This is a genomic window from Nonomuraea sp. LPB2021202275-12-8, from assembly GCF_037044575.1.
GTDB lineage: Bacteria > Actinomycetota > Actinomycetes > Streptosporangiales > Streptosporangiaceae > Nonomuraea.
Genome location: NZ_JBAHWD010000010.1, coordinates 49,700 through 64,322, shown reverse-complemented (window position 1 = coordinate 64,322; position 14,623 = coordinate 49,700). Strand labels below are relative to the sequence as shown.

The window sequence follows — 14,623 nt, the reverse complement described above, 5'->3', positions numbered from 1 at the left end:
AGTAGCTGTGAGATCAGCTAACGGGAGGTGCCGGGCGAAGATCTGCGACCTAAGACCTTAGAAATCACGACATTTCGCGGAGTTCTGTGGCGGCTTTCCGCAACTCGAACACGTCGCCCACCTCCTCCAGGATCCGCACCGCCTCGCCCAGATGCCCCACCGCGGCGGCCGCGTCGCCCCGCCGCCACTCGATCAGGCCCAGCGCGCGCAGCGCGCACCCCAGGTCGCGGCGGGTGCCGCAATCGAGGTGCACGTCCCTGGCCTGTGAGGCGTGCGCGTACGCCTCGTCCGGCCGGTGGAGGTCCAGCAGGATCATGGCCAGCGTGGTGAGCGCGGCCCCCCACCGGTCCCGTGTGCCGCTCTCGTGCTGCAGCTCGACCGTCTGCTCGGCGTACCCGAGCGCGGCGGCGGCCCGGCCCGCCACGTGCGTCGCCTGCGCGATCGACAGCAGCGCGCCCGCCTTGTTGTCGCCCACCTCCTCCCTGATCGCCAGCGACGCCTTGGCCGCCCGCAACGCGTCGACGTGCCGGTTGAGCGAGAGGTAGGTGTACGCCAGCGTCTCCTGCACGTCCGCCTCAGCCCTGCGGTTGCCCATGCCCTGCACGATGTCCAGCGCCTCCAGCGCGTACACGAACCCCACCTGCGGCAGCCCCTGACGCCGCCGCACCCGAGCCAGCCGGTTCAGCATGCGCGCCTCGACGGGCAGGTCATGGATCACCCGGCTGATCGCCAGCGCCTGGCTGAGGTAGTCGTCCGCCCGCAGGTAGTCGGCCAGCCGCCAGTGCACCAGCCCGATGTCCCCCAGCGTCTCCGCCTTGCCCTGCTCGTGGTGAAGCTCCAGCTGTACGGCCAGAGCCTGCTCGTAGTAGTCCAGGGCCTCGTCGTAGCGGGAGCCGTTGCGCGCGATGCGGCCCAGCGTGCACAGGGCACGGCCGCACCCGTGCTGGTCACCGGTGGCGGTGTACCCGGCCAGGGCGCGCTCGGCGTCACGCTGGGCGTCCTGCTGCAGCCGGAGCGAGTCGTAGACCTCGGCCAGGCAGAGCAGCGTCTCGGCCTCGGCGTGCTCGTCGCCGAGCCGGTGGCAGATCGACAGGGCCTCCAGCCCCTCCGACAGCGCGGCGTTCGGCTCGCCGAGGCTCTGCTGCACCCTGGCCAGGATGATCAGGCTCTGCGCGGTCCCCTTCCGGTCGCCGATCTGCTCGCGCACCTCCAGCGCCTGCCCGGCATGGTCCAGCGCCAGCTCGTGCCGCTCCTGCGACAGGTGCAGGCGGGAGAGCGTGTGCAGGCAGTCGGCGACCCCGGCCAGATCGCCGATCTCCCGGTAGAGCTCTAGCGCCTCGGCCGCGCACTTCAGCGCGTCCTCGCCGTTGCCCGCGATGCCGTGCACCTCGGCCAGGTCGTTGAGCGCGCGCGCCCGCCCTTCGCGGTCGCCGAGCGTGGCGAAGTCGGCCAGCGCCTCGCCGATGTAGCGGGCGGCGCTGGTCGAGGGACCGATGTCGCGGTGGATCGAGCCGAGGTGGCTGCGCATCAGCGCGATGGCCCGCCGGTTGCCGATCCGTAGGGCGGAGCCGAGCCCGGTCTGCTGGATCTCCAGGTTGTTCTCGTAGTAGCGCAGCCGCCTGAACGGTTCGAACACCGCCTCGGCCAGCCGCCAGGCGATACCGTGCGCGCCCGACTCCTCCGCCAGCCGCACCACCGAGACCAGAGCCCGGCGCTCGGCCTCGAACCACCCGAGCGAAGTGTCAGGAGCGTCCGCGACCGCCAGGTAGTGGTCGAGCAGCCGCACCCGCGCCTCGCGCACGCCCGCCTCGGCATGCCTGCCCAGCTCCCTGGCCAGCCGCTTGACCAGGTCGTGCACCCGGTAGCGAGGCCCCGGCATCGGCTCGACCAGGTAGGCCCTGTGCAGCCCCTCCACCGCCATGACGGCCTCGCTCACCGGCACGCCGAGCGCGGCGGCCAGCACCTCCGGCGCGAAAGGGCCACCAGGCAGCAGCCCGACATGCCGGAAGGCGCGGCGCTGCGACGGGCTGAGCGACTCGTAGGCCAGGTCGAGCGCCGAGCGGAAGGCCTCTTCAGGATCGCCGGAGAACGTCTGGTGCCGGTCCGGCCTGCGCAGTTCCTGCACCCGGGAGGCGACGCCGAGCCCCGGGTTCTCGGCGAGCTTGGCCGCCGAGATGCGCAGCGCGAACGGGTGGTAGGAGCAGACGCGCGCCAGCTCGGCCAGCCCGTCGCGATCGGCGGCGCGCGGCGACTCCTCGCCCAGCACGGCCACCAGCAGCGCCACCGCGTTGCCCGGATCGAGCACGGACAGGTCCATCAGGTCGGCGTGCCCCGTGGCGCGCAGCGGCGCCATCCTGGTCCTGCTCGTCACCAGCACCACGCAGTCCCTGCTGCCGGGCAGCAGAGCGCGGACCTGCGCCGGGTCGGCGGCGTTGTCGAGGATGAGCAGCAGCTTGCGACCGGCGAGCCTGCTCCTGTAGAGCAGCATCAGCTCGGCCTCGTCGGAGGCGGGCATGTGCTCGCCGACGCCGAGCGAGCGCAGGATCTGGCCGAGCGCCTCGGCCGGGGTCATGGGCGGCTGGCTGGGCGACTGGCCGCGCAGGTCGATGACGATCTGCCCGTCGGGGAACCTGTCGGCGTGCACATGCCCCCAGCGCGTGACCAGCGCCGTCTTCCCCACTCCCGGCAGCCCCTGGACCACCATCGTGTTCGTCCTGCTGGGCCGCTCCAGCCATCCGGTCAGCAGGTCCAGGCTCTGCTGCCGTCCGGTGAAGTCCGGCACGTCGGCCGGCAGCTGCGCCGGCCGCGGCACCTCGGCGGCGAGCAGCGGCTCGTCCGGCGCGCTGGACTTGCCGAGGAAGGAGGTGACCCGTCCTTCCCAGGGGACGGCCAGATGCTCCCAGCTCCCCGCGGCGGCGCGCAGGGCGGCGGGGTCGGCGATCCGCAGCCGCCGGTACCGGGGCCGCACCACCCAGCCGCGCCGCGCCCACTGGGCGAGCTGCCGCTGCACCACGTCGGGCGAGCTGCCCACCAGATCGGCCAGCGTCTCCATGGACAGCGGGGGCGCGGTTTCGGCGGCCAGCCCGTAGCGCTCGTCCAGATTCAGCAGCCACACGGCCAGCCGTGCCGCCACGGGCGCCCGGGCCAGCGCCTCGTGCCTGCGGGCGGCCAGGTTTCGCGCGAACAGCTCCTGCACCAGCGCGGTCGCCACGGCCGGGGCTGCCGCCGCGTGCTCGCGCAGCCGCCGCATGTCGATGGGCCAGGCCCGCACCTCGGTCAGCGCGTCGACCTTCACCCGCTCGCCGGCGTTCCAGAACGCCAGCTCCCCCACGAGATCCCCGCCGGCGCGCAGGTCATGGATGACCTCGCGATCCCCGGCCGGCACGTACTCCCGCGCGTAGCCGTAGTCGATCACGTAGACCCGGTTGGCGGCGCGAAGCGGCGAGCAGATGTACTCGTTACGCCGGTAGACCCGAGGCCGGGCCCCCTCGTCGACGAGCGACCTGAACAGATCCACCGACACCACCCAATCTCGGGACGGCGGTGTCCGCGACATAACAAGTCATGACAGGTCTAGTGCAGACCCGTCACAACAGTGCACTCCGCGTCGGGGCGCCTGTCAATATCGTCAGATGGCGGGGCTCACACGTGCGCGGGGTCGGCGCGGTCGGGCACGAACCGGTAACCGACGTTGCGCACGGTGCCGATGAGGGACTCGTACTCGGTCCCGAGCTTGGCGCGCAGCCGCCGCACGTGCACGTCCACGGTCCGGGTGCCGCCGAAGTAGTCGTAGCCCCACACCTCCTGCAGCAGCTGGGCGCGCGTGAACACGCGGCCGGGGTGCTGGGCGAGGTATTTCAGCAGCTCGAACTCCTTGAAGGTCAGATCGAGCACCCTGCCGCGCAGGCGGGCGGTGTAGGTGGCCTCGTCGATCGACAGGTCGCCGCTGCGGATCTCGTCGGGCACATCCTCGGTGGACGTCTGCGAGATGCGGCCGACGGCCATGCGCAGGCGCGCCTCCACCTCGGCCGGGCCCGCGCTGTCGAGCAGCACGTCGTCAACGCCCCACTCGGCCGTCATCGCGGCCAGCCCGCCCTCGGTGACGATCACCAGCAGCGGGCAGTCGATGCCCGTGGTGCGGATCAGTCTGCACAGGCTCTTGGCGTGCGCCAGCTCCTTGCGCGCGTCGACCAGGACTGCGTCGGCGGGCGGTGTGTCGATGAGCGCGGACGCCTCCGCCGGTGAGACGCGGACCGAGTGGAGCAGCAACCCCAGCGCCGGCAGCACCTCAGCGGACGGCTCGAGGGCGTTGGTCAGCAGGAGCAAGTTGCTCATATCGGCCTCCTCAAACACGCAAGGACCCGGGGGCTACGTCGCCCAGGTCCCGTAGGCGAGGATATCCCACGAGTAAGTGGAGTCCATTGCGCGTCCACCAGGTGAACGGCGCATCCCCTGAAACGCAGGTGTTAAGCGCGGCGCACAATGGTTCACAAGCGAAAGTGAGGTGCCCATGGCCATGGGAAAAGTGCGATATTGGGCCGCCGCGAAGGAGGCGGCCGGGGTCGCCGAAGAGTCGTTCCACGCCGCCACGCTGGGCGAACTCATGACCAAAATCACAGAAAACCGTCCAGAGCTCGCGCGTGTCGTCAGCAGATCCTCATTCCTGGTCGACGGCGCTCCTGTCGGGAAACGGCCCCATGACGAGGTGGTTCTCGGCGAGAGCGTGACGGTCGAGGTGCTGCCGCCGTTCGCGGGCGGGTGAGACGCCTCTTTGCCGGGGAATGGGGCTTTGCGAGTCGATAAGCTCATGACCCCCGCGTGAGACTGGGAGCCCGATGCGCAAGCTGGCCGTATTCCTGATGGTGCTGATCGTCCTCCTCGTCGTCGTCGACCGCGTCGCGGTCACCGGCGTGCAACGCGACCTCGCCAACAGGATCGCGGCCTCGGCCGACCTCGACGGCCCTCCCACGGTCACCATCGAGGGCATCCCCTTCCTCACGCAGGCCGTCTCCGGGCACTATCCAGAGGTGCGGTTCGACCTCGGCACGCTCCGCTACGGCGGCGTGCCGGTCAAGGATCTGCAGGGTGTCGCCTACGACGTGACCGCTCCGCTGGCCGACGTCATCCAGAACCGGGCCGACATCAGGGCCGGGCGCCTGACCGTCCGCGGCACCCTGACCAGGGCGACGATCGACGGCTACGCCCCCAAGGGCGTCAAGATCACTGGCAACGGCCAGCGGCTCGTCGCCTCCGGCGAGCTGATGGTGGGGGTGAACAAGGTGAAGTTCAACGCGGAGATGCGGGTCCAGCTGGTGGACGGCGGCATCCTGCTCCAGGCGGAGAAGATCGAGGGCGTGCCCGACCAGCTCGCCAGGTTCGTCAGCTACACGATCCCGTTCAAGGGCAAGCTCCCCTTCGACGTGAAGGTGACCGGGGTGAGGAGCGTGGCCGACGGATTGGAGTTCTCGGCCGAAGCGTCTGACGTGCCGCTCCGTGGATGAGATCGAACCAGCCCGCCCCGCCGTACGTGATGAGGGGGTGAGCTCAGCTGGCACCGCCGACGAGGAACTCGTGAGGACCCTTTTCGACGAGCACGCCGGGCCACTGTACGGATACGTGCTGCGACTGACGGGTGACTCGGGACGGGCGGAGGATGTCGTGCAGGAAACGCTGCTGCGGGCCTGGCGGCACCCTGACGCGCTCTCGGACCGCCCCATCCGCGCGTGGCTGTTCACGGTGGCGCGCAATCTCGTCGTCGACCAGCATCGTGCCCGCAAGGCGCGACCGCAGGAGACCGGCGACGAGGCGCTGGCCGTGCTGCCCGCCGACGACGAGCTGGAGCGCGCGGTCGAGTCGTGGGCCGTCGCGGAGGCGCTGGCGGCGCTCCGGCCCGAACACCGCGAAGTGCTCCAGGAGGTCTACTACCGGGGGAGATCGGTGAGGGAGGCGTCGGCGAAGCTCGGCATCCCGCCGGGCACCGTCAAGTCGCGCACCTACTACGCGTTGCGGGCGCTCAAGCTCGCACTGCAGGAGCGGGGGCTGGCGCCGTGATGACGTGTGAGGAGGTCCGGCTGGCACTCGGCGCGCACGCGCTCGGCGCGCTGGAGCCCGACGAGGCCGAGGAGATCGACACGCACCTGGCCACCTGCGAGGCGTGCGGCGCGGAGCTGCTGGAGCTTGAGGGGGTCGCGGGGTTCCTGGGCAAGGTCTCGGAACGGGATGTCGCGCTGGTGGCCAGCCCGCCCCGGCAGGTGCTCGACCGGCTGCTGAACGACCGCGCCAGGCGTCACAGGCGCGGGCGGCTGATGCTCGCCGTGGCCGCGTCCGCAGCGGTGCTGGTCGTCGGCGGCACCGTGTGGTCGGTCGTCCAGCAGCCCGCGGGTGACCACGCCAGCGTGTCGGCGCCCGCGGCGGACAGCCCCGAGGAGGTCGCCCCGTACCTCGCCCCGGACGACGACGCGAGAGCCGAGAGCGAGGCGAGCCGGCCGCCGGACAGGAGCGAGAGGCAGGCCCGGCAGACCCCCCGACCGAGCCGGTCGGAAGCGGCCAGCCTGCTGAAGACGGATGAGGGCGGGGAGTTCTCCGGAGCCGACGGCGACCGCCAGGCCACGGTGACGGCGAGCCCGGCGGGAGGCGGGACGGATCTGCTGGTGCGGGTCACAGGAGTGCCGCTCGGCACGACCTGCAGGCTCCTGGTCGTCGGCGCGAACGGCGAGAGCGAGCGCACCCAGTCCTGGACCGTGAGCCGTGAGACCTACGAGGACAAGGTGGCCTTCCCGCGCGAGACGGGGATCGCGATGGCGGACATCGTGCGGTTCGAGGTCGTCGACGCCACCGGCAGGACGCTCGTCACGGTGCCGGTGCGGAAGTAAACGGCGTGCCTCGTGGTTGCACCCGGAGATGACAGGTCTGTGGGTGGTGCTGGCGACGCTGGCGCTCGGGTCGCTGATCGGAGCGCTACGGCTGCGCCGTGATGGCCGGATGCGCGACTTCGGGCGCGGGGCGCGTCGGCGGGCGGGACCCGGGTCCGCCGAGGCCGCCGCCGACCGGCCGGCGGGAGCGCCCGCCGGACGGGATGATCGAGAGGTGGACGACGTGGCGGGGCGGCTGACCGGGTCCGAGCTCGGGACCCCGCTGGGGGAGCGGGCCACGCTGGTCCAGTTCTCCACCGCCTTCTGCCAGCCCTGCCGGGCGACACGCCGGGTGCTCGCCGATGTGAGCGAGCTGGTGCCCGGGGTGGCGCACGTGGAAGTCGACGCGGAGTCCCGCCTGGACCTCGTGCGGCGGCTCGACGTGCTGCGCACGCCGACGGTGTTCGTCCTCGACAGCTCCGGAAACATCGTGAAACGGGCCTCTGGCCAGCCGCGTAAGGCCGACGTCCTGAACGCGCTCGCACAGGCCGTGCCCGGGGGCTCGTCTCAGAACGTGTCTCATGAGTCGGACGAGATGTGACAGATGGCGAGACGACGAGTACTGTCGTCACCATGAACCCATCGACAGAGCTGCTGACGAAGCGGCGCGCGGTTGATTTCTGCCGCGTAGCCACCGCGCTCTGTCGCGCTGCCTGAGGACGGTCTCGCGCGGACTCTGATCCGCCCCAATCCGACCCCTTCAGGGAGCATCCTGCGATGCGTGCTGACCCTAGAGCGCTGCGTTTCGGCGCGGCTGTCACGACTGCGATCCTCGCCCTCGTCCTGGTGACGGGCAGCGCCTGGCTGCTCGCCGCCCAGGCGCTGGTGTTCGCGCTCGGCGTGGCCGGCCGCTCACCGTACGGGATGCTCTTCAAGGCGCTCGTCAGGAGTGCCCCGAAGGAGACCGAGGACGCCCGCCCGCCGCGCTTCGCGCAGGCGGTGGGGCTCGCCTTCGCGGTCGTGGGGCTGGCCGGATACCTCGTGGGGCTCACGCCGCTGGCCCTGGTGGCCACGGCCGCGGCCCTCCTCGCCGCCTTCCTCAACGCAGCCTTCGGATTCTGCCTTGGCTGCGAAATGTACCTGCTCATTCGCCGTCTACTGCCCGCCGCCAAAATGGAGGTTTCCCAATGAGCCGCTCTGCCGTCCTGGTGGATGCCGAATGGGTCGAGTCCAACCTCGACACGCCCGGTGTCGTGCTCGTCGAGGTCGACGAGGACACCAGCGCCTACGACAAGGGCCACATCCGTGGTGCCGTGAAGATCGACTGGAAGCAGGACCTGCAGGACCCGGTCCGCCGCGACTTTGTCGACAAGACCGGTTTCGAGGCCTTGCTCTCGGAGCGTGGCATCTCCAACGATGACACCGTCGTCCTGTATGGCGGCAACAACAACTGGTTCGCCGCCTACGCTTACTGGTACTTCAAGCTGTACGGCCACGACCAGGTGAAGCTGCTCGACGGCGGGCGCAAGAAGTGGGAGCTCGACTCCCGCGAGCTCGTCAAGGACGCGCCGCAGCGCGCCAAGACCCAGTACGCGGTGTCCGGCGAGGACACCAGCATCCGCGCCTTCCGCGACGACGTGGTGTCGGCGATCGGCAAGCTCAACCTGGTCGACGTGCGCTCGCCCGACGAGTTCAGCGGCAAGCTGCTCGCCCCCGCCCACCTGCCGCAGGAGGCGGCCCAGCGCGGCGGCCACGTGCCCACCGCCCGCAACATCCCGTGGTCGAAGGCGGCCAACGACGACGGCACCTTCAAGACCGACGACGACCTGCGCACCCTCTACGGCGAGGCGGGCGTCGACTTCGGCAAGGACACGATCGCCTACTGCCGCATCGGCGAGCGTTCCGCCCACACCTGGTTCGTGCTGCACGAGCTGCTCGGCCAGGCGAACGTGAAGAACTACGACGGTTCGTGGACCGAATACGGCTCGCTCGTGGGCGTGCCGATCGAGCTGGGGGAGGCCCGCTGATGACCACTGCACAGGGTTGCGGAGCGCCGGAGCAGACCATCGCGCTGCCGGCCGGAATCGACCTTTCCAACCAGGCCGTGATCCAGGGCCGGGTGACCGGCGCGGGCACCGCCTACGCGCGCCTGCTCGACCACACGGGCGAGTTCACCGGCGAGGTGGTGGTGTCCGACGAGGGCGTCTTCCGCTTCTTCGCCGCGCCCGGCGACTGGACCGTCCGCATCATCGCGGGCGGCGGCGTCACCAGGGACGTCCAGGTGGAGGCCAGGCTCGGCGAGGTGTCCGAGCTGGCCGTGGCCGTCTGACAGGTTCTACGAGGGGCCCGCGTTCTCCGGACGCGGGCCCCTTCGCATGTCCGGACGCAACCGATTCCGGGCCCGCGGTGTTGTATCCGATGTGAGTCACATGGACTGTCTCGATCCCGTGCGCAAGGCGCTGCTGGACGACCTCGACCAGGGGTTCGCCGAGCTGTTCGCCGCGCATCGCGGGCTCGTTTTCACCACCGCGCTGCGGCTGAGCGGCGGCTGGGCCGACGCCGAGGACCTGACCGCCGAGGCGTTTTTGCGGGCTTACCGCGCGCTGGCCGGATACGATCGCGACCGCATCGCGGCGTTGCAGCCCAGGGCGTGGCTCATGACGATCCTGATGAACATCTGGCGCAACTGCGCCCGGGCCCGATCGCGCAAACCGCCCCCCGACCTGCGCGAGGTGCCCGTCGAGACGGCCGATCCGCGCGAGAGCGTCGAGGATGCGGCCGTGCGCCACGAGACGGGGGACGAGCTGCAGGCGCTGCTCGTCATGCTGCCCGCGGAGCAGCGGGCGGCGGTCGTGCTCCGGCACGTCGTCGATCTGCCGGTCAGCGAGATCGCCACGGTGCTCAGGATCCCGCAGGGGACCGTGAAGTCGCACGTATCGCGCGGGCTGAAGCGGCTGCGCGCACTGGGAGGCGCCCGATGACTGAGAGCAGGCCGACCCCGGACCCCATGCGTCCGGACCCGGTTTCAGGCGCGACGGCCCCGGACCCGCTGCTCGCCGGGCTGGCCACCCCGGCGACCGACGTGCCGGACGGACTGCTCGCCGGGCTGGCCACCCCGGCGACCGACGTGCCGGACGGACTGCTCGCCGGGCTGGCCGCCCTGGCGACCGACGCGCCGGACGGACTGCTCGACCGGATCGCGGCCCGCTGGGTGCGCGTGCCCGGGCCGATCGGCGAGATCTCGGTCGCCTACACCGATCACGGGATCGCGTACGTGCGCGAGAGCGCGGACACCTTCGCCGAGGCGTTCAGGAAGCGGTTCGGCCGCCCGCTGCTGCCCGCCACCCGGCCGCCGGCCGGGCTGGTGCCCGCCCTGCGCGCCGGCCGCTCGCAAGGGCTGCGGCTGGACCTGCGCGGGCTCAGCGACTTCCAGCGTGACGTGCTGCTCGCCGCCCGATCCATCCCGAGGGGCGAGGTACGGCCCTATGCCTGGATCGCCGACCGCATCGGCCGGCCCGGGGCGGTCCGGGCGGTGGGGACGGCGCTCGGCGGCAACCCGGTGCCGCTGCTCGTCCCGTGTCACCGGGTGACGCGCTCCGACGGGGGCGTGGGGGAGTACGTCTTCGGGCCGGAGGCCAAGGAGCGGCTGCTCGCGGCGGAGGGCGTGGATCTCGACCGGCTCCGCGACCTGGCCCGCGAGCGGGTGTTCTACCTGGCCAGTGACACCACCGGCGTGGTGTGCTTCCCGACCTGCCACAACGCCCGGCGCATCACGCCCGCCCACCGGCACGGCTTCCGTACGCTGGCCCAGGCTCGCACGGCCGGCTACAGGCCATGCCGCACCTGCCGGCCCGCTGCCGCCTGACCCGCACCCGCGTACGGTTGTCAGGGTTTGGCGGGGTAGCGCATCAGTAGCGTGGCGCGCACCACCTCGGTGCCGGTGGCGCGGTAGCCGTGCGGCACGTCGGAGCGCCAGGAGATGTGGTCGCCGGGCCCTGCTGTCAGCGGCGCGTCCAGCGGCCCTGCCGTCAGCGTGCCGCTGAACACCGTGATGTGCTCGCTGGCCCCCTCCAGATGCGCGGGAGAGGTCTGCGTGATCCCGGGCGGCACCCGCAGGCGGTAGAGCTCGTATGTGACCAGATCGTCCTCGAACACCTCGAGCAGCGCCGCCTCGACGGCCGTGCCGCGGACGATCTGCGGCTCGGGAGCCGAGTCGAGTATCGCTCCGATCGGCACGCCGAGCTGCGCGGTGATGGCCCAGAGCGTCTCCAGCGTCGGGTTGCGGGTGCCGGTCTCCACGCCGGAGAGCGTGGCCTTGCCGATGCCCGCCCGCCTGGCGAGCTCCGACAGCGAGACCCCGCGCGCCTGGCGCAGCTGCCGGACCCGCTGTCCGACCACACGCGGGTCGGTGTCCAGTGCGGGCCGCGACTCCATGCCGCCATCGTGCCGCACCGGCGCGCCGATCGGGGGCCTTCGTCCCCACCAATCGGCTCACCGGCCTCTGGGCCTGCTGTGAAGGCGGTTCGCGGCCCCCCGCTAGGCTGCGGTGATGGACCGTACTCAGCGCGCCGTCGGCGCGGTCGTGGGCTCGGCCGTGGGGGACGCACTGGGAGCCCCCTTCGAGTTCGGACCCGCCGGGGCGTTCACGAGCCGGTTTCCGGCCCCCTCCACGGGCGGCGAGATGTGCGGTGGCGGCGGCTGGGATCCGGGAGAGGCCACCGACGACACCCAGATGGCCGTGCACCTCGCCGAGTCGCTGCTGGAGCGCGGCGGGCTCGACCTGCCGGACATCTTCGCCCGCTTCCAGCGGTGGGCCGCCGCCGACCCCAAGGACATAGGTCTGCAGACCGAGGAGGTGCTCACCAACGGCATGCCGTGGGACCTCGCCGCGGGCTTCCACTTCCAGCGCACCCGGCGGGCCGCCGGCAACGGCTCGCTCATGCGCGCCACCACCTCCGCCGTCTACTTCGCCCCGCAGGGGTGCGAGACGACCATGGACGCCGCCCGCCGCATCGCGGCGCTGACCCACGGTGATCCCGCCGCCTGGGCGGGCACCGCGATCTACCACGAGTTGCTCCGCGTCGCGCTCGACGGCGGCGACCCGCTCGACGCCGTGCCCGCCGCCCTCGGCCACGTCCCGGCGGAGCATCGCGAGCGTTATGCCGTCGTGCTCGCGCCGGACTGGCATCCCGGTCAGGCCACGGAGTTCAACGGAGCCGTCTGGCCCTGCCTGGGCTCGGCCGTCTGGGCGTTGCGCACCACCTCGTGCCTGGAGGGCGCGCTGCGGGCCGCGATCGACCTCGGCGGCGACACCGACACGGTGGGCGCGGTCACCGGCGGCCTGGCCGGAGCCGTCCACGGTGCCGGCGCGATCCCGGATCGCTGGACCGAGCCGCTGCACGTTCCGCTGCCGGGCGCGGGGAAGCGGGTGCTGCGCCTGCCGGATCTGGTCGAGCTGGCTCACCGCCTGGACCGCCGGCTGTAGCGGATAGGGGCTGCGCCGCTTCGGACAGACCGATACGATTCTGCAGATGTCCGGATCCTCAGGCGTAATGGCGCCGCCCCGACCTGGGCCTACGCCGGCTCAGCCGGTGCCGTCGCCGTTCTCGCTCCCCCTGCACGCGCTCAAGCTCGCGGGGAAATGCGCGCTGCCGCTGATCCTCTGGTACTCCGCGGGGGAACTGGCCCGCTGGGCCACGCTCTACCTGGCCTCGGAGATCCAGCACGGCGACTTCCGCCAGGCCCGCCTCATCGCCGCCTACGTGCTGCTCACCCTGGTCATCCTGATCTCGATGACGATGATCACCGGCATGCTGCAGTCGCTGCGCCGGGTGCTCTGGGAAACCCGGGCGCGCCGGGCCGACGGAGAGCAGGACGAGAGGTTCTGGAGCTCGCTCAACCGGGTGGCGCCCGCCTTCGCGGTCATCTACATGGCCTGGTCGCTGCACATCGAGGACGCGTCGGACTTCCAGCAGATGGACCTGTTCCACAACCTGGACGACAACCTCTACACGCCCATATTCAACAACGTCGCCAACGGAACCAACGAAGCGGCCACCTACGGCGTGGGCCTGGTCAGCCTGGACTGGCGGGTCTCGCTCGCGGCCATGGTCGTCACCTTCGGGCTTCGGGTGCTGTTCGGCAAGCTGGTCGAGCAGGGGAAGGGCAACTTCAGCGGGATCGCGGCCGCCTTCGCCGAGTTCTCGTTCGTCTTCTGCGCGCTGATGGCCCTCTACAACCTGACCTCGGCGCGGGGTGACTGGACCGAGCATCGCGCGGTCGTCGGCGGCGTGAAGAGCACCTGGGAGCAGGCCAAGGAGAGCATCCCCGGCTGGGAGGCGTTCTGGGCCTGGGTCGCGGAGATCTGGCCGCACGTGGTCGACGCCCTGGCCGTGCCGCTCACCTGGCTGGCGGTGGCCGTGCTGGTCTTCGGCGCCTCCGTCGACGACACCCGGCGGGCGCTGCGCGGCACCAGGCTGGAGAAGGGTGTCGACAAGCTGGAGCAGAGCCACTCGCTCACCCAGCGGGCCGTGGACCGGGTCATCGGCGGCTTCACGGAGCGCTGGGTGCCCGTGGTCAACGCTTTCAGGATCACCATCAAGGGCGGGGCCACCCTGTTCGGCCTGGTGTGCCTGCTCTACGTGGGGCTGCACGTGGGCGCCGACTGGGCGGAGCGGGGAGTCCGCACCCTGATCGGCTCCGACGTGCCCTACATGTGGCTGTTCGTGAGCTACCCGGTGGTGTTCGTCAAGGAGCTCCTGATGACGGCGCTGACCTTCTGCGTGCTCGCCGCGGCCTTCGACATCGCGGCCACCAGGGCGCGGCTGCGCGGCGAGGACATCACCGCCTGAAGACCAGCACGTCGTTCCGCGCGCGCTTCTCCTCGTCCTCCGGCTTGATCTCCAGCAGCTTGTCCGTGGGCGTGTCCGAGCGGTAGGTGATGTTGGGCGCGAGGTGCAGCTCCACCTCGCCCGCCACCGCCTTGGGCACGATGGCCACGGAGGTGAAGGAGTAGGCCTGACCCACCTGGTGACCGTCGGTGGGCATGTCGTCCCGGAGGGTCTCCACCATCCATTTGCGTCCCTGCCTGTCGTGCACGGTCAGTTTCGGGCTGCCGGTGAGGACGGCGCCGGTCTTGTCGACCGCCGTCCGGGTGACGGTGATCTTGATCCACAGCTTGTCGGGAGCGAGTGGCTTGGAGCCCTCCGGCGCTTTCATCGGCTCGATCGCCGACTTCCACGTCACGTGCTCGAACGTCAGCGGCCGGCCCGCCGCCACCACGTGCACGGTCTCGCTCGGTTGCCCGCTGGTGTAGAAGAGGTAGCGGTCGGCCGTCGGCAGGCCCATCCCGAGCGCGAACGCGACCAGCGCGCCGACGCCGAGGAGCAGCGTGCGCGAGCGCCGCGGTGCCGGTGCGGCGGGCGGAGGGGCGGGCGGAGGGGCGGGCTCGGACGGAGGGGGAGGACCCGGCCGGAACGCCGGCTGAGCCGGCGGCAGCGGTCCGGCACTCGGGATCACCGGGATCGGCTGGGTCGAGCCGACGACCGGCTCCCGGCGCGCGGGCGGCCATACCTGCTGGTCCGGATGCGTGGCACGCCGTGGCCGCGGCCCGCTGCCGAACGGCGCCGGCCCCTCGCCTCGGGGCTGGCCGCGCTGCGCCCGGCGAGGCCGGAGCGGCGGCTGCGGGCCCTGCGGCGGCTGCGGCGGTGGCTGTGACGGCTGGTTGGACGGCGGGGCGAACCAGTCGCGGCTCGGGTCGTTGGTGCTCATGC

Annotated in this window: 17 protein-coding genes; 13 read left to right on the top strand and 4 right to left on the bottom strand. The window is 71.5% G+C overall.

The features are described from left to right. Positions 1 to 64 precede the first annotated feature (64 nt). The gene (locus tag V5E28_RS20360) at positions 65 to 3,517 is read right to left on the bottom strand and encodes a tetratricopeptide repeat protein (RefSeq protein WP_336208538.1); all 3,453 of its coding nucleotides are present in this window, start codon (positions 3,515 to 3,517) and stop codon (positions 65 to 67) included. Positions 3,518 to 3,642: 125 nt separating this feature from the next. Further along, entirely contained in the window at positions 3,643 to 4,335 is a 693-nt protein-coding gene (locus V5E28_RS20355) for a response regulator transcription factor (protein WP_336208537.1), read from the bottom strand. Positions 4,336 to 4,510: 175 nt separating this feature from the next. On the opposite strand from V5E28_RS20355, the gene V5E28_RS20350 reads away from it, so the two are divergent. The 11 genes from V5E28_RS20350 to V5E28_RS20305 all read left to right on the top strand — a co-directional run bounded on the left by V5E28_RS20350 (position 4,511) and on the right by V5E28_RS20305 (position 10,716). Next, positions 4,511 to 4,762, top strand: a complete 252-nt coding sequence (locus V5E28_RS20350; protein WP_336208751.1) for a MoaD/ThiS family protein — start codon at positions 4,511 to 4,513, stop codon at positions 4,760 to 4,762. A 73-nt stretch (positions 4,763 to 4,835) separates the two neighbouring features. Further along, positions 4,836 to 5,501, top strand: coding sequence for an LmeA family phospholipid-binding protein (locus V5E28_RS20345; protein WP_336208536.1), 666 nt, complete (start codon positions 4,836 to 4,838; stop codon positions 5,499 to 5,501). A gap of 37 nt (positions 5,502 to 5,538) precedes the next feature. Beyond that, positions 5,539 to 6,051, top strand: coding sequence for a sigma-70 family RNA polymerase sigma factor (locus V5E28_RS20340; RefSeq protein WP_336208535.1), 513 nt, complete (start codon positions 5,539 to 5,541; stop codon positions 6,049 to 6,051). Then, positions 6,051 to 6,872, top strand: a complete 822-nt coding sequence (locus tag V5E28_RS20335) for an anti-sigma factor family protein (RefSeq protein WP_336208750.1) — start codon at positions 6,051 to 6,053, stop codon at positions 6,870 to 6,872. Before V5E28_RS20340 ends, V5E28_RS20335 begins: the two co-directional genes overlap by 1 nt. Before the next feature lie 28 nt (positions 6,873 to 6,900). Then, entirely contained in the window at positions 6,901 to 7,452 is a 552-nt protein-coding gene (locus tag V5E28_RS49570; RefSeq protein ID WP_442945844.1) for a TlpA family protein disulfide reductase, read from the top strand. A 32-nt stretch (positions 7,453 to 7,484) separates the two neighbouring features. Next, positions 7,485 to 7,568, top strand: a complete 84-nt coding sequence (locus tag V5E28_RS49565; RefSeq protein ID WP_350668905.1) for a putative leader peptide — start codon at positions 7,485 to 7,487, stop codon at positions 7,566 to 7,568. A 60-nt stretch (positions 7,569 to 7,628) separates the two neighbouring features. Next, the gene (locus tag V5E28_RS20325; RefSeq protein WP_336208534.1) at positions 7,629 to 8,042 is read left to right on the top strand and encodes a DUF4395 domain-containing protein; all 414 of its coding nucleotides are present in this window, start codon (positions 7,629 to 7,631) and stop codon (positions 8,040 to 8,042) included. Continuing rightward, positions 8,039 to 8,878: a sulfurtransferase gene (locus tag V5E28_RS20320; RefSeq protein WP_336208533.1), complete on the top strand. Its 840-nt coding sequence runs from the start codon at positions 8,039 to 8,041 to the stop codon at positions 8,876 to 8,878. Before V5E28_RS20325 ends, V5E28_RS20320 begins: the two co-directional genes overlap by 4 nt. Beyond that, positions 8,878 to 9,180 (top strand): DUF1416 domain-containing protein, encoded by a 303-nt coding sequence (locus V5E28_RS20315; protein WP_336208532.1) that lies wholly within the window; start codon positions 8,878 to 8,880, stop codon positions 9,178 to 9,180. The genes V5E28_RS20320 and V5E28_RS20315 overlap by 1 nt, the downstream gene beginning before the upstream one ends. Before the next feature lie 100 nt (positions 9,181 to 9,280). Beyond that, entirely contained in the window at positions 9,281 to 9,832 is a 552-nt protein-coding gene (locus V5E28_RS20310; protein WP_336208531.1) for an RNA polymerase sigma factor, read from the top strand. Further along, a complete protein-coding gene (locus V5E28_RS20305) occupies positions 9,829 to 10,716 on the top strand; it encodes a methylated-DNA--[protein]-cysteine S-methyltransferase (RefSeq protein WP_336208530.1) in 888 nt (295 codons plus the stop codon). Before V5E28_RS20310 ends, V5E28_RS20305 begins: the two co-directional genes overlap by 4 nt. A 20-nt stretch (positions 10,717 to 10,736) precedes the next feature. On the opposite strand, the gene V5E28_RS20300 is transcribed toward V5E28_RS20305, so the two are convergent. Then, a complete protein-coding gene (locus V5E28_RS20300) occupies positions 10,737 to 11,285 on the bottom strand; it encodes a helix-turn-helix domain-containing protein (protein WP_336208529.1) in 549 nt (182 codons plus the stop codon). 115 nt (positions 11,286 to 11,400) lie between these two features. On the opposite strand from V5E28_RS20300, the gene V5E28_RS20295 reads away from it, so the two are divergent. Continuing rightward, complete coding sequence (locus tag V5E28_RS20295; RefSeq protein ID WP_336208528.1) at positions 11,401 to 12,336, top strand: ADP-ribosylglycohydrolase family protein; 936 nt, start codon at positions 11,401 to 11,403, stop codon at positions 12,334 to 12,336. A 106-nt stretch (positions 12,337 to 12,442) separates the two neighbouring features. Next, positions 12,443 to 13,702, top strand: coding sequence for a hypothetical protein (locus V5E28_RS20290; protein ID WP_336208527.1), 1,260 nt, complete (start codon positions 12,443 to 12,445; stop codon positions 13,700 to 13,702). Here the strand turns inward: V5E28_RS20290 and V5E28_RS20285 are convergent. After that, entirely contained in the window at positions 13,692 to 14,621 is a 930-nt protein-coding gene (locus V5E28_RS20285) for a hypothetical protein (RefSeq protein ID WP_336208526.1), read from the bottom strand. The genes V5E28_RS20290 and V5E28_RS20285 overlap by 11 nt on opposite strands. Positions 14,622 to 14,623: the final 2 nt, after the last annotated feature.